We start from the raw sequence: 17,100 nt of genomic DNA, 5'->3' as shown, positions 1-17,100 counted from the left end.
GCACCCGCGCCGGAGCCGACGATGAAACTTTCGAAACCGCTGTTCGCGCCGCATACGTCGCTCGTCGAACGCGCGTGGTATTTCCTGTTGCGCGGCCTGGCCGTGCTGACGCTGCTCTATCTGATCCTGCCCGTGCTCGCGATCGTGCCGTTGTCGTTCTCGTCGAGCACGTTCCTCGTCTATCCGATTCCGAGCTGGTCTCTGCGCTGGTATCAGAACCTCGTCATGTCCGACGCGTGGCGGATGGCGGCCAAGAACAGTTTCATCGTCGCGCCGTCCGCGACCATCTTGGCGACGGTGCTCGGCACGCTGGCAGCGCTCGGCTTGGCGAAGGCGAATTTCCGAGGCAAGGCGATCGTCATGGCCGTGCTCATCTCGCCGATGATCGTGCCCGTGATCGTCGTGGGTGTCGGCATGTATTTGTTCTTTGCGCCGCTCGGGCTGGCGAATACCTACATCGGGCTCATCATGGCCCATGCCGCGCTCGGCGTGCCGTTCGTCGTGACGACGGTTGGGGCGACGTTGCAGGGATTCGACGGCAATCTCGTTCGCGCGAGCCTCTCGCTCGGTGCGGATCCGACGCGTACGTTCTTCCGCATCACGCTGCCCGTGATCGCGCCGGGCGTCATTTCAGGGGCGTTGTTCGCGTTCGCGACCTCGTTCGATGAAGTCGTGGTGACGTTGTTTCTTGCCGGTGCGGATCAAACGACGCTGCCGCGGCAGATGTTCACGGGCATTCGCGAGAACATCACGCCGACGATCGCTGCGCTGGCGACGATTCTCATTGTGTTCTCGACCGCGTTGCTGCTGGCACTCGAATGGCTGCGCGGGCGCAATGCGGCTCGTGCGACGGCCTCCTGAAAGATCGGGAGGTCATGCGACCGGCGTGTAGATCGCGAGCTTCAGCGCCGGATCGTCGTTCGCTTGGAATGTCGCGTATTCGTAGCGTTGCGCGCCCCGTTTGGGATGCGCTAGCACTTTCTGTCCCGATGCGCCGCTTCGCACGTCGTGCGCGTTCCACCATTTCGCGAACTGGGGGCTGGCGGAGCGCAACCGTGTCACCAGTTCGACGAACGCCGGATCGCTCGCGTGGAGATCATGCGTCGCGCGAAAGAGCGCGATCATGCGCCGTGCTTCATCGGACCACGTTGCGCCGAACAGTGCGCGCGCGCTTTCTTCGATGAACATGAAGACGAGAATGTTGCGGTTCGCCTGTGCGATGCGACCGAAGCCGAACAGATCATGAGCCGCTCGGTTCCAAGCGAGGATGTCCCACCGCCGGCCGGTGACGTAGGCCGGCAGAGACAACCGAGACACCATGCGCTCGATCGCGGGCGGCACGCACTCGGGGCCAAACGGCCGATCTTGATCGCCCTGCGCGAGCATTCTCAAGTGTGCGGCTTCCGCTTTGTTCAGCCGTAGCGCGCGAGCGAGCGCGTCCAGCGTAGCGTCGGACGGGCTGACTGTCCTGCCCTGCTCGAGCCGGACATACCAATCCACGCCTATGCCGGCGAGTTCCGCCACTTCCTCTCGGCGCAAGCCTGGCGTGCGGCGGCGCCGGCCGTTTTTGACCATGCGTGCGTCCGGCGACAACTTCTCCCTGCGCGAGCGCAGGAATTCCCCAAACTCGCTTCGTCTCGATGTCGGCATAACATGCCCCGTGCCTGGCGGTGGTATCGGTGAATCCTAGGATAGTACCAGGCCTTGTTGCCGATTCTGAGCCTGCCACAATCGTCTCGACCCACTGCCGTCATGGAGGAAGAGTTGAAAGCCGCTATCTTGAAGTCGCTCGGGCAGCCGCTTGCCATCGAACGAATCCCGGCCCCGGAAATCGGCACGGGCGAAGTGATCGTGGATGTGATCGCCGCACCGGTGCTGTCCTACGCAAACGAAGTGTTCAGCGGCGAACGCCGCTATTCGATGGAATTGCCGATCGTGCCGGGCTGCGGTGCGATCGGGCGAGTGAGGGCCAGTGGGCCGGATGCAACGCATTTGAAGAACGGCGACTGGGTGTTCTGCGACCCCACCGTGCGCTCGCGCGACGACGCCTTGATGCCCGACATCACGTTGCAGGGTTGGAGCGCACGAAGCGAGGGCGGCTTGCGGCTGCAGCGGTACTTCCACGATGGGCCGTTTGCCGAAATGATCCGGGTGCCGACCGAAAATGCGATTGGCATCGGCAATATCGATCCGGAGGAGGCCGCCCGTTGGTGTGCGCTCAATGTCATGCTCGTGCCGTACGGAGGGCTGCTTGCCGCGTCGTTCGAGGCCGGCGAGACACTGTTGGTCAGCGGCGCGACGGGCAATTTCGGCAGCGCTTGCGTGGCGGTCGCCATCGCGATGGGCGCACGCTGCGTGATCGCACCCGGCCGCAACGAACGGGCACTCGACGATTTGCGCCGTCGATTCGGCAATCGCGTGCAAACCGTCCCGCTCTCGGGCGACGAAGAGCGCGACCGGGAACGGATGCGATGTGCCGCCCCGGCGCCGATCGACTGCGTCATCGATTTGCTGCCTCCCTCGGCGCCGACCACGGCGGTGCGCGCGGCACTCATGACGGTGCGCCCGTATGGCCGTGTAGTCTTGATGGGGGGCGTCGGCATGCTCGGCGGCGACGGGCTGGATTTGCCTTATCCGTGGATCATGCGCAACGACATCACGGTGCGCGGGAAATGGATGTATCCGCCTGTGGCTGCGACGCGCATGACGGGATTGATCCGCTCGGGCTTGCTCGACCTCGGGCACTTCGACGTTGCCGCGTTCGCGCTCGACGAGGCGAATGAGGCCGTCGCTCATGCAGCCGCGAATGGAGGGCCGTTCAGGATGACGGTCATCCGGCCCTAGTGAATCGGGCACGGGGTGCCGCTGACACCGATCCAAATCATCGGTATCGTGTGCGTCATCGGCAGCATCTGGTTCAGTCAATGGCCCGTTCGCCAGGCCGGTGCACCGATGTCCCGCTCGAACATCCGTTCAAACCACTGAGAGAACATCGTCATGCGACTTGTGCGCTTCGCTTTCATCCTGCTTGGCATTTGCATTACCTCGCCCGTGTTCGCGAAGATGGTGGCCAAACCCGTCGATTGGCAACTCGACGGCACGACGTTCAAAAGCGTGCTCGTTTATGACGACGCCGTGACCGGGAAACGGCCCGGGCTCGTCATGGTGCCGAATTGGTACGGCATCAACGACACGGCCGTCGCCAAAGCCAAAATGATCGCCGGCAAGGACTATGTCATCTTGCTGACCGACATGTACGGCGATGGGGTGCGCCCGAAAAACGACCCAGAGGCAAAAATCGCGGTTGCGCCGCTCTATCACGATCGCGGCTTGATGCGCGCGCGCATCAGCAAGGCGTTCGAACAACTGAAGGCGCAAGTTGGGAAGGCGCCGATCGATCCTTCACGTCTCGCCGCGATCGGCTTCTGCTTCGGCGGCGCGGTGGTGCTCGATCTCGCGCGCACGGGTTCCGACGTGAAGGCCGTGGTCGCGTTTCACGGCGATTTGAGCACGGACGATCCCACCTTGACGACGAAGATCAAGGCGCGCGTGTTGGCGATGAACGGGTCCGACGACATGCTCACGATGCCGCAGGCGCCTGAGTTCACGAAGGACATGCAACAAGATCCGTCGGACTGGCAGTTCGTCGAAATCGGCCATGTCGTGCATTGCTTCACGGAGACGGAGGCCACGGCGAAAACGGGTGTGTGCCGCTACGACGCGAAAGCCGCGGCTCGATCCTATCGAATGATGCACGACTGGCTGGCGGAAAGCTTTGCATCTCGTTGAAAGCGCGTTCGGTCTGCCAATTCGAACCCGTCATCTACTGCGTTGCGGCGCGTGTTACAGCAATCCCTCGAGTTCTGCGGAGCGGCTCGCGAAGCGCGAAAGCTCCCGGCCGTGCAAAGGTTCAGCGGGCGGCAGCGAAACGGTAAGCGGATTCTTGGGGACGTCGTCGACGTGGACTTCGTAGTGTAGGTGCGGTCCCGTCGCCCAACCGGTTGAACCCACGTAGCCGATCACTTGATCGCGGCGCACGTGGGTGCCGACGCGCACGCCTTTCGCGAATCGCGACAGATGCGCGAACAGCGTCGAATAAGGCGGCTGATTCCGGATTTCGATGACGTTGCCGTATCCCGTCTGTTTGCCGGCGAAGGTGACGACGCCATTGGCCGTTGCGTGCACGGGCGTGCCGGCCGGCGCGGCAAGATCCACACCATCGTGGGGCTGCCAGCGCTTCAGCACCGGGTCGAATCGGCGTTGCGCGAACGGCGACGACACGCGACGGAAACGCAGCGGATAGCGCATGAAGCCGCTGCCGCGTGCGCGACCGCCGTCCTTCGTGTAGTAGAACGCTTTGCCGTTCAGGCTCTTATAGAGAAAGATGTCTTGCGGGCCGGCGTCCGTGACGACGCGCACTGCGGCAGGCAGGGGCGGATGCGGCGGTGCGGCGGGCTCGGTGGCGTTTTTCTTGTCGAATACGAACGAAACCTCGTTATCCGATTTCCACGCGTGCCGAAAATCGATCTTGCTGCGCAAGGCCTCGACGACCCGATGCGCGACGTCGCCGGTCAACCCCGCTAGATGCGCTGCATCGATGAACGTGGACTGCCCGGTGACCGTTTTGACCGTATATCGCGGCGCTTGCGCGGGCTCCGTGCTGCTCGCCGCGCTGGCCGGCTGCGGCGCAGCCGCGACCGTGTCTTTGGCGGGCGTCGTATCGGACGGATCGTTGTCGGCGGTAGCGGGGGAGCGGCTGATCAGCATGGCAGCGGCAATGATCAACAAGCAGACCAAGCAAGCGAGGGCGAGCTTGTCGGCCTGAACGGGAAGCAGCGGAAAACGTGTCATGCGGGCAATGGAATCGGGTATCTGCGGCGCAGCTTCGACAAACCCGCGCACCGGTAGGTTCCACGCGAAGACGAATTTTCCCGGGGCAGGGTGCCCGTCGTGCCGATTGCCGCGTCGAAGCACGCCGGAGTGCGGGCGGCAGCAAGTAGACGCAAAAACGGCTTGCCATCGTTACGATGAAGCAAGCCGTTTTGAATTTGAATCAGCGAGCAATCTTGCGTATCGACCGGTGCGGCAACGAGCGCGCTGCCGGCCTTCGATCACGACCCGATCAGACACCCGAGTACAACGATTTCAGGGCATCGGCCTTTGCCGGGGAACCCGAAGCCGACGAACCGGCTTGCACACCGCCGACCGCTTGATTGTTGCCGTTTTGCTCACCAACGCGAGCTTGTGCGACCTGGGCATCTTGCGGATAGAACGGATCGGCGCCGATGCTCGTCCGCCCGCCGGCTTGTTGGAATTGAACGAGATCGGTCTGGACTTGAGCGCGCGTCACGGGCGCGTTCGATTGAGCGAAAGCGGCGACGGGAGCGGCAAAGGCGGCGGCGATGGCGATGGTTTGAATGAGCGATTTCATGATGACTACCTCCGAAGTTGTATGTCTTGCTGCGAGTTGCATCGTGTTCGTTGCGTGAACCGATGACTACAGTGTAGTGACTGGAGGCCTTGGGGTTAACGCCGAGTTTGAGAAATCATCGTTGCAGTTTCGTTCACAATCGCGCCTGCACCGGTCGCTCATGTCGGCCGATCTCGTGGCGTTCGAAATGAGACTCCCAACGGCGAGTGCCGTGCGCGATCGCGCCGGCGCGCCGTGCACGCGGCTGCGTCCGAAGCGTTAGGTCTCTTGCCAGGAAAAAGCGCCTAGCCGATCGGGGGCTAGGCGGAAACCGCCGGTGACCGGCGGCGGAGGTATCGATGCAAATGCGGCTTGCGGTCTTCATTCCGACGCAAGCCGCATTCCATACGAATCAGCGAGGATGTTGATGCCAACCCGGTGCGCCGGCTCGGGCGCGACCGGAAGGCTTAGGTACTGAAGCTACGATCGACGAATCAGTTGCCGTTGCCGAAGTACACCGGCTTGCGGCCGTCGGACTGCACGGGCGCAGCCGACGCCGAGGATCCGGCTTGCACGCCGCCGTACCCTTGGTTGCTGCCGCTTTGCGCATCGACGCGAGCTTGCGCGACTTGGGCGTCTTGCGGGTAGTACGGGTCGGCGCCCACGTTCGTGCGGCCACCTGCTTGCTCGAACTGAACGAGTTCGGCCTTGACTTGAGCGCGCGTCACAGGCGCGTTCGATTGAGCGAAAGCGGCGACGGGAGCGGCGAACGCTGCGGCGATTGCGACGGCTTGAATGAGCGATTTCATGATGACCTCCAAAATTGTTTGTCGTGCTTGCTTTGTTTCATCGCGTTCGTTGCGGCGCTCTTCACGAGGCGAGCTGCCTTCAATGCGAATCGGCGATGAGACCTGATTCGATGCTGGCCGGCGCGCCCACCCGGGGCGCTGCTGGCCGGCCGCAGATGAGCTGCGGGATTACTTGCCGAAGTACAGCGGCTGCAGGCCGTCGGCTCGCGCCGGAGCGCCCGACGCCGACGAACCGGCTTGCACACCGCCGTATCCTTGATTGTTGCCGTTTTGCGCATTAACGCGAGCTTGCGCGGCTTGAGCATCGGCCGGATAGTACGGGTCGTTGCTGAAGTTCGTGCGGCCACCCGCTTGTTCGAACTGGACGAGCTCGGCCTTCACTTGCGCACGCGTGACGGGTGCGTTCGATTGAGCGAAAGCGGCGACGGGAGCGGCAAAAGCGGCGGCGATGGCGACGGCTTGAATGAGCGATTTCATGATGATGACCTCCAAAGTTGTTTGTCGTACCTGCTTGTTTCATCGTGTTCGTTGCGTGAACCGATGACTGCAGTGTAGTGACCGGAGGGTCTAGGGTTAATACCTAGTTTGATAAATCATCATTGCAGATCCGTTCATAATCCGGCTGAGCAAGGCGAGAGCGCGGACGCGGCGGAACGTTTGCGGCGGCTGCTCGGATAAGATGCTGTTCATGTGCTCGATGAAGCGCATCGTTCCCTAACTCGTGGGCCCTTCTTCTCATGAACACTCCGCTTCTGCCTTTCCATATCGCGTTTCCGGTCAACAGCATCGAGGAAGCGCGGGCCTTTTACGGTGGCCTATTGGGCTGTCCTGAAGGCCGCAGCGCACCCGACTGGGTCGACTTCAATCTTTATGGTCATCAGATCGTTGCGCATCTTGCGCCCGACGAAACGGGTGTCGCCACGACCAACGCCGTGGACGGACACGGCGTTCCGGTGCGCCATTTCGGTGCGATCTTGACGATGGAGCAATGGACGGCGCTTGCCGATAAGCTCAAGGCGGCTGGCACGCAGTTCGTGATCGAACCGTACATTCGCTTCAAGGGAGAGCCGGGCGAGCAAGCCACGATGTTCTTCCTCGATCCGAGCGGCAATGCGCTCGAATTCAAGGCGTTCGCGAACCTCGAGATGTTGTTTGCGAAGTAGGAGAAGCGGCGGGCGGGGTGCTCGCCTGGCGTTAGCGGCTTCGTCTCGCGCCCGCAGGGATTTGCGGGCGCACGGGAGCGCGTGCGATGCTTACCACTGGTGATGAACGAACGGAGCAATCTTCTCCCGATACAGCGCATGCAACGCTGTCATCGCTGCATCGGTAAGCGGTGGCAGGTCGCTCGCCGCGCAATTGGCCTTCGCTTGCTCGCGGTTCTTCGCACCGGGAATGACAGTCGTGACGCCCTGATTCATCAGAATCCAACGTAACGCAAACTGCGCCATCGTGACGCCCTCCGGCACCCACGGGCGAATCTCGTTCACCGCTTCGAGCGCCACGTCATATGGCACGCCAGCGAACGTTTCTCCCTTGTCGAAGGCTTGGCCTTCGCGGTTGAAATGGCGATGATCGTCCGACGCGAACGTCGTATGGGCAGTCATCTTCCCCGTCAGCAGCCCGGAGGCCAGCGGCACGCGAACGATCACGGCGATATTCCTGGCGCGCGCCTCGCGCATGAAGAGATCGGCCGGCCGCTGCCTGAACACGTTGTAGATGATCTGCACCGACTTCACGCCCGGGTACTCGATTGCCTTGAGACCTTCCTCGACTTTCTCCACGGACACGCCATAGTTTCGGATTTTCCCTGCGGCGACCATCCTGTCCATTACATCGAAAACCTCCGGACGGTAGTAGACCTCCGTGGGCGGGCAGTGAAGTTGCACGAGATCCAGACAGTCAGTCTCCAGATTCTCGAGCGAGCGATCGACGAACGCATTCAAGTTGGCAGCCGTATAATCCTGTGCCACATGCGGGTTGAGGCGTCGCCCCGCCTTGGTCGCTATGAACGGGCGAGCTCCGCCGCGCTCCTTGAGCACGGCCGCGATGATGCGCTCCGAGCGGCCGTCGCCGTAGACGTCGGCCGTGTCGATGAACGTCGTCCCGCTATCGAGCGCCGCATGCAATGCGGCCTTGGCATCGCTCTCCGAAACGTCGCCCCACGAGCCACCGATTGCCCAAGCGCCGAATCCGATTTCGGAAACCGCCTGTCCCGTTTGCCCAAATGGACGTTGATTCATTTTTCGCTTTCCTCCTCAAGGCATCAGTTGTCCGCCGTTGACTTCGATCACCTGGCCGGTGATATAGCCCGACATGGTTGGAGACGCCAAGAAAAGGAATGCGCCGACGCATTCCTCAGGCGAGCCTTCCCGGCCCATCGGCACCGAAGCCGCTTGCAATGCGAAGACATCGGACGGCGTGTACTTGTCGTGGAACGGCGTCTGGATAAGCCCAGGGGCCACTGCGTTCACACGGATGCCGTCGCCGACGAATTCCTTCGCGTGGCCACGGGTCAAGCTGCTGACGAAGCTCTTCGTGGCAGCGTAAAGAACGGCTCCCGCACCGCCGCCGTTGCGCGCGGCGATGGACGACGTGTTGATGATGTAGCCCTTGCTTTCCTTCAGCAGCGGATGGGCAGCCACGGTCGCATCCCATACCGAGCGGGCGTTCAGGTTGACGACCCGATCGAAATGCGCCTCGGGCATCTCGGTGGTCCTGATACGCCCCAGCATGCCGCCCGCATTGTTGATCAGCCCATCGAGCCCGCCGAGCATCCGCGCCGCGGCCTCCACGACGCGCGATGCGCTGCCGGGTTCGCTCAGATCGGCTTGAATCAACTGAATCTTCTCCGGTGATTCCGCACGCAACGCTTGCGCCGCCGGTTCGCTTTGGTTGTAGTGCGCAACCACCTGCGCGCCCTGTGCGGCGAATGCACGAACGATCGCCGCTCCGATTCCCGTCGATGCGCCGGTGACGAGAACTTTGGTACCGTTCAAATCGCTGATCCGCATGTGCTCCAAGCTCGGCATAGATTTCCCCAAGAATGATCGAAGCGCCGGCCGGTGCGCCTCGCGCCGGCGCGACGTCAGCCGGGTAGGAATGATTGCACGCTGTAGAATGAATGGGATTCACTGAGAAGATGAGCGACATTCATTATGACAAAGACAGACCGGGTCGACTTCGCCGATTTGAAATCCTTCCTCACGATTGTCCGATGCGGGAGTTTCCGGCTTGCCGCGATCGAACTGAAGCAGACGCCGTCGGCGGTCAGCCATGCGATGCGCCGATTGGAAGATCGCCTCGGCGCAAAACTGCTGAACCGGTCGAGCAGGGCTGTTTCGGCTACGGCGGTAGGACGTGACCTGGCCGAGCGGTTGGAAGAGGGCTTCAACCAGATCGGCTCGGCGCTCGAGACGTTCGAGGCGCCCGGCACGGCGCGGCTCGGGGAAATTCGGCTGAACGTTTTCGCCGATGCGGCCCATTTGCTGATTGCGCCTGCCCTCCCCGAGTTCGTGCGGCGGTGTCCGGATGTGCGGCTTACCGTGGTTGTCGAGAACAGGCCGATCGACATCGTAGCCGAGGGTTACGACGCGGGGATTCGCTATGGGCACTACGTTCCGGAAGACATGGTGGCGGTGCCGTTGACGGGGCCGCAGCGGTGGGTGATGGCGGCGTCGCCGGCTTATCTGAAACGGCACGGCGTGCCGCGCAGGCTCGATGAGCTTGCGGACCACACCTGCCTGCAGCTGCTGCTCGGCGACAATTCGAGCTACCGTTGGGAAATCAATGATGGGGGCCAGCCACGGCGTCTCGGCGTTCCAGGCCTGCTCACGATCAACGATACGGCGACCACGATCAGCGCATGCAAGGCCGGCCTGGGCATTGCGTATTTGCTCGAGGCCCGGATTGCCGACGAACTGGCGCGCGGCGAACTGCAGATCGTGCTGAAAAAGAATGCGTACGTGGAGGACCCGTTTCACATTTACTACAGCGGGCGCCGCTACAATCACCCCGCGCTGCTCACGTTGGTCAACATCATTCGGGAACAACAGTCGCTTCCGAAGCTCTCGGGAACGAAGCCGGCGAAGCGCAGATGAGCGAACGTACCGGATGAGAGGCCGGTAACGTGCCGCGGGTGCGCCGGAACGGTGCGCCGCGGCAATCACGCCTTCGAACATTGCATAGAGGAAAAAGCGTACATGGCGCCAAACGCCTTAATGATCGGCTCGGCGGCAGCGGTATTGCTGTCGTATTGGTTCAATCATCTGTCGCGCAGCTATCGCGTGCCGTCGGTGATGCTGCTGTTGTTGTCGGGGGTGTTGGCACGGGTCGTCACCCAGGCCTACCACGCCACCGTGGCGTTGCCGCATGCGCTCATCTCGACGCTTGGCACCGCGGGACTGGTCCTGATCGTGCTCGAAGGGGCGTTGGATCTGCGTCTGGATTTGCGGCGCCGCCGGTTTCTTCTATCCACGTTCGGCGCCGCGGCACTCGGTGTGGTGCTCACCACGGTTGCGCTCGGTGCGATGATGGCCATACTGTTCGGTCTGCCGATCACGTTGGCGCTGCTGGCCGGAGCGCCGTTCGGCGTCATCAGCAGCGCGGTCGCGATCCCCACCGCGGAGATGCTCGACCGGGAGGAGCGCGAGTTCGTCATCTACGAGAGTTCGTGGTCGGACATCCTTGGCGTCATGCTGTTCAATGCGCTGCTCGTCGCATCGACAGGCGGGGCCGTAGCGCTGCACTTGATCGGCGGCGGCTTCGCGGTGGTCGCGCTGGGTTTGGTCGTCGCATTGGGCGTTTATTGGCTCGTCGGCAACCTCGAAGGCAACGTCAAATTCATTCCCGTGTTGTCGGCACTGATCCTCGTTTATGCGATGGCCGATGCGATCCATCTATCGCCGCTGTTGATCGTGCTCATTCTCGGTTTGACGTTGAACAATTCCCAACTGCTTCACGGCGTTGGCTGGCTGCGATGGCTTCACAACGATGCGCTCGAGGGCGAACTCGAACGCCTCAAGCATCTCACGGCGGAGCTGACGTTCTTCGTGCGGACTTTCTTCTTTTTATTGCTCGGCTATAGCACCGACATCACGACGCTCGTCGATCCGCATGCGTGGCTCTACGCGATCGCCATCGTCGCGCTGGTGTTTGCATTGAGATGGCCCGCGCTGCGTCTGACGACCGGCCCCGGCAAGCGCCAAGCGCTTTGGATCGCGCCGCGCGGGCTCATCACGGCGACGCTGTTCTTCAGCCTTCCCACCAACGTCTCGGCGCTTTTGCCGCCGGCCACGCTCGTGCTGGTGGTGTTGATTACGGGTGTCGTGATGTCGTTGGGATTGAAGCTCGGCGCGCAGACGTCGTCGGTTGGCAACGATTCATGTGCCTAGCCCGTGCGAGGCGCATGCCGAGCGCACGACACGGGCGACTAGCCTCCTAAAGCCACCCGGCCGCCCTGAAGCGCCACCATAGGACGATGTCGATGCCGAGCATCGCTGCGAGGCAGACCGGATATCCGTATGCGTAGTGCAGTTCGGGGATGCTCTGGAAATTCATGCCGTAGATGCCGGCGATCATCGTCGGCACGGCGAATAGCGCCGCGAATGCGCCGAGGCGCTTCGTCACCTCGTTTTCGGCGAGCGAGATCATGCCGAGGTTCACTTGAATGGCCGTCACGGTCATTTCGCGGCGGCCTTCGATCGTTCTCACGATCCGTTCGAGGTGGTCGTAGACGTCGCGGAAGTACGCCGCCATGCCCGAACAGACGTGCGGGATGCGGCCGCCCGTGAGCTTGGCGACGCTCTCGACCAACGGCGCGATATGGTGTTGGAGCGCCACGAGCTTGCGCTTGAGTAAATAGAGATCCTCGATGATCGTGCGCGATTCCGCGAGGCTGTGTTTTTCGAAGATGCGGTCTTCGATCTCCTCGAGCTTCGATCCGAGCGCTTGCAGAACGGGGAAATAGCGATCGACGACGCTGTCGATGAGTGCATAGAGCACGAAGCCGGAGCCCTGCTTCAGCAGTTCCGGTTGCCGCTCGCAGCGCGTGCGAACTTCTTGAAAGCCGTGACGCGTTCGGTTGCGGACGGACAGCACGAAGTTGCTGCCCACGAAGATGTCGACCTCGCCGATCAGCAGTTCGTCGTCGTCGCCCGTCTCGATCGTATGAAGCACCGCGAAGAGCGATTCGCCGTACTCCTCGATCTTCGGATGCTGGTGGCCGTGCTGGACGTCTTCGATGGCGAGCTCGTGCAGGCCGAACTCTTCTTTCATCTTTTGGAGCTCGTCGGGCTCCGGGTCCTTCAGCGCGACCCAGACGAAGCAGTCCGGCTTGGCGATGTAATCGCTGATGTCGTCGACCGCGACGTCCGCGAGCTTTTTGCCGTCTTGGTAGGCGACGCAGTTGATCAGCATGTGTTCGTTATCCTCGAAACGAGCGCAGGCGGCCGGAAGCCCGCCAACACCGTGAGGATAGAGGATCGCCGATGCTACGGAAAGCGGCGGCGGGTCGCCTCCTCTATCCTTACGTTCTCGGCACCCACGAGCATCGCGCCGATTGAATGGACGATGATTGCCATCGCTATTTCGAGATAACATTAAGCAGGACAGGTCATCCGAGGGCGCTATAGTTAGGTCTCGTTGGTTGCGCTTGCGTAAAACTATCCTTAGCGATAACATTTCGATAACGCATCTGGTTCAGGCTAGGTGCCCAGCTTCCGAGGCCCGCAGCGAGAAATCGTTTGCGGGCTTTCGTGTTTATAGACTTGAGCAAGGCCATCAGTGCACTACGTCACGTATTTGGATGAATTTGGACACATCGGTCCGTACGTCTCAAAAGACCATCCTCAGTACAACGACAGCCCTGTGTTCGGATTCGCAGGCTTCGTACTTCCAGTGGAGCAAGTTCGTGAGTTCGCTATCTTCTTCTACAAGCTGAAATGCAATTTGCTCAGATGGGAGCTGGTGAATGACAACCTGGGAAATCGGCCACCATATCGGTGGGAGAAGAAGGGCTCTGCCCTATACACAGTTATCAACATCAACAAGTACCGGGAACTTCGACAAGCTACTTTCCGATTGATCAATCAGATCAAAAAGGTTGGGGGCCATGTTTTCTATACCGGCGAGCACAAGGCGGCAGAACCCAGAACGCATAGCTCTGCTGACACATTCAAGCGGCAGCTTGTGCAGGCGATTCGAAAAATAGATCGCTTTTGCGCGGAAAAAAATCACACATTCATGCTGCTTATCGACGAGCAAAACGCTGGCGACAGATGGCGAGAGCGCAACGTCGAAGCCTGCACGTTAGCGATGTTCGAGGATCCTGCAGAGAAATGCAGAACGTTGATCGAACCGCCCATACAAGGGGAGAGCCACCTCTTTCAGACGCTGCAGTGCGCTGACTGGATATGTGGCCTCGTCGGCCGGTTAGCTGCGTTTTCGGTCGCCCCCGATGAGTATGCTGATTGGGGGGACTTCGAAAAATACTTTGGCCACAGAATTAAAGACGCCGCATTGACCTGTAGTGGACTTGAACATCGAACGAATCTGACGAGTGAGCCCCACGCAACGGCGGAGCTACTAGCAAACGCACCCAGCGTACTCGTCGATCAACTATGACATTAGGCTCGCCGCGACTTACCGATCGTCTCCAGCACGCGTCTCAATCGCGTTCAACGCAGTTGTTCCTCGACCGACTTGGTCATCGGCGAATCGACGTCACCAGTGTGCTTCGTCTGCACGGGTTGGATCAGCATGACCCAGCACTCCTCCTCGGCCAGCGGATTGTGCCGCGTCCCGCGCGGCACGACGTGCATCGAGCCGGCGGGTAGATCGACGAAGCGTCCGCCTTCGTATTCGATCTTCAGACGGCCACGCACGACGAAGAACAGCTCGTCCTCGTTCGCATGGTCGTGCCAGACGAACTGCCCGCGCAGTTTCGCGACTTTCACGTATTGGTCGTTGACTTGCGCGACGATTTTCGGCGACCAGTATTCCGACACATCGGCGAACGCGCGTTCGATATCGAACGATTCGGCAAATGGATGGGACGGCATGTTGATCTCCGGATAGGGACAGTGGATGCGGTGAGGGGTAAGCGCGCCGTAAGGTAAATCGTCGGCGGGTATGCCCTCGAGTCGAATCTGACACTCTACGCGGCGACGGCGCATCAGCAAAGCCAACGCGTCGATGAACCGAAACCTCGATCTCGATCGGATCCGCACGTTCGTCGCCGTGGCCGATAGCGGCGAGCGGTGGCTTGAGCGCGCCTAACTAACCGCAAGGCGGCTCGACGCTCCGCCCGCATACAGCGCATCTATTCTGGGTGCGGGAGCAGGTATTGCAGATCGTCCATGCGGTGTTTCGATAGTGCGCGTCCGGGCCATCGGATTTTCCGTTCCACGTTTCGTTGCACTCGGGGCAGGCCCAGAACGATCGTTGGAGGGGGCGGGCGGCGCAAGACTCGGAACAATACAACGGTTCGAAATCGCTCATGGCTATACGTGCTTCACGGTTCGGGTAGGGCTGCGGTTCGTGCCGCCGCGGGTGAGAGGCACATCAGCGAGCCAGCGTCGCAATCTCCGCGGCACTCGATGCGCCCACGCGAACGCGGAAGTCCTGGATGCGGCCGTTGAACGACGGAAGCCCCCAGCCGCGCCCGAGAAACGCTACCTGATCGCCCACTTGGCGCGGCGACAACCGGATGCCGTCGGACTTGGCCACCTCGGTGCCGTCGACGTACAAGCGCCCGGTATTGCCGCGCAACGTGACCGCCACGTGGACCCAGCGGCGAATGGGCATGAACCAGGGGGCTTCGATGGGCTGCTCGTCGTTGGGTGAGGTTGCGCCGCAGATCCCGAAGCGCATTCCGCCGCCCGCCTTCGGCGTAATGCGCAGGAACGAGTAGGCGTCGTTCCCAACGAAGAGCAGGCAGGTATTCCAGGGCAGAGGCGGATTCGCGAAGGCCCAGAGCGAGACGGTGAAGTCATCTAAGTCGCTGAACACGCCTGCGGGCAACTGCAAGCCCGAATCCTTGCCATCGAAGACGATGGCCTTGTCGCCCAGGCGTCCCTCGCCCCAGGTGGCGCCGCCCAGCAGCTTGCCCTCCACCGCGGTCCAGGTGCCGGCGGGGGTCATCAGCGCGCCGACCGTGCCGGTGCCGTTCGGGTCGTGCAGCGGCATCGACAGGCGGTACTCTCCGGGAACGGCGACGCGAACCACGTTGGAGCCTGTCCTCGGGGCGCCGGGGCCCTGTGCCGTGATTTGGTAGAACCAGATGCCGTCGGGCGGCGCATCGGTGTAGGTGAGCAGCTCGGTTGCCGCCACCGTGGTCAGATCCGTGAAGGGACCGTTGGCCCGGGGGCCGCGCTTGACCGTATACGCCATCGCCCCGACGCTGCCCCACCAGGACAGCAGGACACGGCCATCGTGTAGGTTGCCCGTGAGGCCCGAGGGCGGCTTCATCGGACCGGCATAGGCGGGACGACGCAGGGCGAGCGTCGGGTACGGGACGTCGTCGCTGCTGCCGCCGTAGTTCGGCTCGCACCATTGCACCATGCGCGCGACGTTGGGCGCCGCGAGACCCATGCGGTTGACGTAGTGGTTATAGATCGGCTCCCAGGCGTTGCGGCGATGCTGGAATGACTGATTCACCTGCGTCCACAACGACGTGTGGGGCTGCGACGGATTGTGTTCAGGCACGTACGGCATCGGATACGGCTTGCCGTTCTCGTCGAGCAGGTTGGAACGCGCGACGTACTCGGCCGCCGCCAGAAAGCGGTTGTTTTTCAAACCGTAGAGATCGTCGCCCTGGTTCCACGCCATCTCCATCAAGTCCCCGCCCAGCGACATGCCCAGCGTGGAGTGGCCTTGGTCGCGGCCGCTTTCCTCCCACTGCCCCATGTGGCCCGGGTGCATGAAGTACACACCGTGCACGAGCGAGGCGTTGCCGAAGCTCATGAGCTTGCCGCGGTTGTTGCCGGCGAAGTAGTCGCAGGCTTGCCGGTACAAGTCGGGCCGGTCGCAGAACACGCCGATGGCCAGCGCGCCGCACAGCGAGGCCATGTCCCAGTTGGCATGCGATCCGATGGGGGCTCTGCCGAGCATCCACGAGCAGGTCGGGGCGAACACGGTGAGCAGCATGTCCTGAAAGCGCTTCAGGTTCGCGGGCGCCCAGCCGGGGTAGCTGCGCAGCACTTCGCCGATCTGCGCCCATTGGTGCCCTTGAATGCCGGCCAGGATGATGAAGGTGTGGTCGTCATGGGCCGTCGATCCGGGCGGAACCGTCCCGATCTCCTTCAGCGTGAGCGACCAGGCATCGAGGAACTCCACCGCCTTATCCGCATAGCGGTTGTCCTGAGGGTCGGACAGCTTCCAGCGCAGTACTAAGCGCCAGGCGCGCCAGATGTCGACGTACATCGCGTTCTTGCTGTTGTCGGCGCGGTAAACGGCCGGCAGCGGGAAGGGCCTGGTATCGAGGGTGGAGAAGCGATCGGCGCACAGCGTGTTCCACCAGTTCGTCCACGGCTGCTGGCCGGCCTTGATGTACGCGCGGATGCGGGTGAAGTCGTCTTCGGTGACCAGCAGTCCCGGGTGGCGGAAGACGCCGCTCGCCGAAGCCGGCGTGAGCGCCGTAGGTGCCAGCGCGGCCCGCGCCGCCTGGACTCCGACTCCCGGCAGCAGCGGCAGCATGGGGAACAGGCCCAGGCCCAATGACAATGCTCGACGCGTAGGGTTCGGCGCCTCCTCGAGGCTGGCGTGCTCCACGATTTTTTTCGACACCTTCGTTTCCTCTGTTGTCTTTGAACTGCGCAACAGTAGGTCAGCGTGACGACGCAAGTCAACGCCATAGCCCGATCGGTGAGTATTGTTGAATCTCTG

17 protein-coding genes are annotated in these 17,100 nt (G+C 61.9%); 7 read left to right on the top strand and 10 right to left on the bottom strand.

The features are described from left to right. Positions 1–21: 21 nt before the first annotated feature. Complete coding sequence (locus ACTHNZ_RS22800; protein WP_440544854.1) at positions 22–861, top strand: ABC transporter permease; 840 nt, start codon at positions 22–24, stop codon at positions 859–861. A gap of 12 nt (positions 862–873) precedes the next feature. Here ACTHNZ_RS22800 and ACTHNZ_RS22795 read toward each other — a convergent pair whose 3' ends face one another. Then, complete coding sequence (locus ACTHNZ_RS22795) at positions 874–1,650, bottom strand: helix-turn-helix transcriptional regulator (RefSeq protein ID WP_440544853.1); 777 nt, start codon at positions 1,648–1,650, stop codon at positions 874–876. Between the two features lie 114 nt (positions 1,651–1,764). Here ACTHNZ_RS22795 and ACTHNZ_RS22790 point away from each other — a divergent pair, with 114 nt between their 5' ends. Together ACTHNZ_RS22790 and ACTHNZ_RS22785 are read left to right on the top strand one after the other, a co-directional pair. Further along, positions 1,765–2,844, top strand: a complete 1,080-nt coding sequence (locus ACTHNZ_RS22790; protein WP_440544852.1) for an alcohol dehydrogenase catalytic domain-containing protein — start codon at positions 1,765–1,767, stop codon at positions 2,842–2,844. A 153-nt stretch (positions 2,845–2,997) separates the two neighbouring features. Continuing rightward, the gene (locus tag ACTHNZ_RS22785; RefSeq protein ID WP_440544851.1) at positions 2,998–3,789 is read left to right on the top strand and encodes a dienelactone hydrolase family protein; all 792 of its coding nucleotides are present in this window, start codon (positions 2,998–3,000) and stop codon (positions 3,787–3,789) included. A 54-nt stretch (positions 3,790–3,843) separates the two neighbouring features. Here ACTHNZ_RS22785 and ACTHNZ_RS22780 read toward each other — a convergent pair whose 3' ends face one another. The 4 genes from ACTHNZ_RS22780 to ACTHNZ_RS22765 all read right to left on the bottom strand — a co-directional run bounded on the left by ACTHNZ_RS22780 (position 3,844) and on the right by ACTHNZ_RS22765 (position 6,696). Beyond that, positions 3,844–4,851 carry a peptidoglycan DD-metalloendopeptidase family protein gene (locus ACTHNZ_RS22780; protein WP_440544850.1) on the bottom strand — a complete coding sequence of 336 codons (1,008 nt, stop codon included), beginning with the start codon at positions 4,849–4,851 and terminating at the stop codon, positions 3,844–3,846. 271 nt (positions 4,852–5,122) lie between these two features. Next, positions 5,123–5,431, bottom strand: a complete 309-nt coding sequence (locus tag ACTHNZ_RS22775; RefSeq protein WP_440544849.1) for a DUF4148 domain-containing protein — start codon at positions 5,429–5,431, stop codon at positions 5,123–5,125. Between the two features lie 473 nt (positions 5,432–5,904). Then, a complete protein-coding gene (locus ACTHNZ_RS22770; RefSeq protein WP_440544848.1) occupies positions 5,905–6,219 on the bottom strand; it encodes a DUF4148 domain-containing protein in 315 nt (104 codons plus the stop codon). Between the two features lie 168 nt (positions 6,220–6,387). Then, positions 6,388–6,696 carry a DUF4148 domain-containing protein gene (locus tag ACTHNZ_RS22765; protein WP_440544847.1) on the bottom strand — a complete coding sequence of 103 codons (309 nt, stop codon included), beginning with the start codon at positions 6,694–6,696 and terminating at the stop codon, positions 6,388–6,390. 260 nt (positions 6,697–6,956) lie between these two features. Here ACTHNZ_RS22765 and ACTHNZ_RS22760 point away from each other — a divergent pair, with 260 nt between their 5' ends. Then, positions 6,957–7,382, top strand: coding sequence for a VOC family protein (locus ACTHNZ_RS22760; RefSeq protein WP_440544846.1), 426 nt, complete (start codon positions 6,957–6,959; stop codon positions 7,380–7,382). Positions 7,383–7,472: 90 nt separating this feature from the next. On the opposite strand, the gene ACTHNZ_RS22755 is transcribed toward ACTHNZ_RS22760, so the two are convergent. Then, complete coding sequence (locus ACTHNZ_RS22755) at positions 7,473–8,459, bottom strand: aldo/keto reductase (protein WP_440544845.1); 987 nt, start codon at positions 8,457–8,459, stop codon at positions 7,473–7,475. A 15-nt stretch (positions 8,460–8,474) separates the two neighbouring features. Next, positions 8,475–9,248 carry an SDR family NAD(P)-dependent oxidoreductase gene (locus ACTHNZ_RS22750; RefSeq protein WP_440544844.1) on the bottom strand — a complete coding sequence of 258 codons (774 nt, stop codon included), beginning with the start codon at positions 9,246–9,248 and terminating at the stop codon, positions 8,475–8,477. Between the two features lie 126 nt (positions 9,249–9,374). On the opposite strand from ACTHNZ_RS22750, the gene ACTHNZ_RS22745 reads away from it, so the two are divergent. Together ACTHNZ_RS22745 and ACTHNZ_RS22740 are read left to right on the top strand one after the other, a co-directional pair. Then, positions 9,375–10,316 (top strand): LysR family transcriptional regulator, encoded by a 942-nt coding sequence (locus tag ACTHNZ_RS22745; protein WP_440544843.1) that lies wholly within the window; start codon positions 9,375–9,377, stop codon positions 10,314–10,316. Positions 10,317–10,418: 102 nt separating this feature from the next. Then, positions 10,419–11,609, top strand: coding sequence for a cation:proton antiporter domain-containing protein (locus ACTHNZ_RS22740; RefSeq protein WP_440544842.1), 1,191 nt, complete (start codon positions 10,419–10,421; stop codon positions 11,607–11,609). 46 nt (positions 11,610–11,655) lie between these two features. Here the strand turns inward: ACTHNZ_RS22740 and corA are convergent, their stop codons facing one another. Then, complete coding sequence (corA, locus tag ACTHNZ_RS22735; RefSeq protein WP_440544841.1) at positions 11,656–12,633, bottom strand: magnesium/cobalt transporter CorA; 978 nt, start codon at positions 12,631–12,633, stop codon at positions 11,656–11,658. A 366-nt stretch (positions 12,634–12,999) separates the two neighbouring features. Here corA and ACTHNZ_RS22730 point away from each other — a divergent pair, with 366 nt between their 5' ends. After that, a complete protein-coding gene (locus ACTHNZ_RS22730; RefSeq protein ID WP_440544840.1) occupies positions 13,000–13,839 on the top strand; it encodes a DUF3800 domain-containing protein in 840 nt (279 codons plus the stop codon). Positions 13,840–13,892: 53 nt separating this feature from the next. On the opposite strand, the gene ACTHNZ_RS22725 is transcribed toward ACTHNZ_RS22730, so the two are convergent. Both ACTHNZ_RS22725 and ACTHNZ_RS22720 read right to left on the bottom strand, forming a co-directional pair. Further along, positions 13,893–14,276: a cupin domain-containing protein gene (locus ACTHNZ_RS22725; protein WP_440544839.1), complete on the bottom strand. Its 384-nt coding sequence runs from the start codon at positions 14,274–14,276 to the stop codon at positions 13,893–13,895. 502 nt (positions 14,277–14,778) lie between these two features. Further along, entirely contained in the window at positions 14,779–17,001 is a 2,223-nt protein-coding gene (locus ACTHNZ_RS22720; protein WP_440544838.1) for a LamG-like jellyroll fold domain-containing protein, read from the bottom strand. Between the last annotated feature and the right edge of the window lie 99 nt (positions 17,002–17,100).

Source organism: Trinickia sp. (genome assembly GCF_051953955.1).
GTDB lineage: Bacteria > Pseudomonadota > Gammaproteobacteria > Burkholderiales > Burkholderiaceae > Trinickia.
Note: the sequence above shows the minus strand (reverse complement) of the source record. Positions and strands in the feature narration are given on the sequence as shown.

Coding starts and splice junctions, on each gene's coding strand:
- ACTHNZ_RS22760 (WP_440544846.1), top strand. CDS start 6,957: ATGAACACTCCGCTTCTGCCTTTCCATATCGCGTTTCCGGTCAACAGC.
- ACTHNZ_RS22800 (WP_440544854.1), top strand. CDS start 22: ATGAAACTTTCGAAACCGCTGTTCGCGCCGCATACGTCGCTCGTCGAA.
- ACTHNZ_RS22785 (WP_440544851.1), top strand. CDS start 2,998: ATGCGACTTGTGCGCTTCGCTTTCATCCTGCTTGGCATTTGCATTACC.
- ACTHNZ_RS22750 (WP_440544844.1), bottom strand. CDS start 9,248: ATGCCGAGCTTGGAGCACATGCGGATCAGCGATTTGAACGGTACCAAA.
- ACTHNZ_RS22795 (WP_440544853.1), bottom strand. CDS start 1,650: ATGCCGACATCGAGACGAAGCGAGTTTGGGGAATTCCTGCGCTCGCGC.
- ACTHNZ_RS22775 (WP_440544849.1), bottom strand. CDS start 5,431: ATGAAATCGCTCATTCAAACCATCGCCATCGCCGCCGCCTTTGCCGCT.
- ACTHNZ_RS22770 (WP_440544848.1), bottom strand. CDS start 6,219: ATGAAATCGCTCATTCAAGCCGTCGCAATCGCCGCAGCGTTCGCCGCT.
- ACTHNZ_RS22725 (WP_440544839.1), bottom strand. CDS start 14,276: ATGCCGTCCCATCCATTTGCCGAATCGTTCGATATCGAACGCGCGTTC.
- ACTHNZ_RS22780 (WP_440544850.1), bottom strand. CDS start 4,851: ATGACACGTTTTCCGCTGCTTCCCGTTCAGGCCGACAAGCTCGCCCTC.
- ACTHNZ_RS22740 (WP_440544842.1), top strand. CDS start 10,419: ATGGCGCCAAACGCCTTAATGATCGGCTCGGCGGCAGCGGTATTGCTG.
- ACTHNZ_RS22765 (WP_440544847.1), bottom strand. CDS start 6,696: ATGAAATCGCTCATTCAAGCCGTCGCCATCGCCGCCGCTTTTGCCGCT.
- ACTHNZ_RS22745 (WP_440544843.1), top strand. CDS start 9,375: ATGACAAAGACAGACCGGGTCGACTTCGCCGATTTGAAATCCTTCCTC.
- corA (WP_440544841.1), bottom strand. CDS start 12,633: ATGCTGATCAACTGCGTCGCCTACCAAGACGGCAAAAAGCTCGCGGAC.
- ACTHNZ_RS22755 (WP_440544845.1), bottom strand. CDS start 8,459: ATGAATCAACGTCCATTTGGGCAAACGGGACAGGCGGTTTCCGAAATC.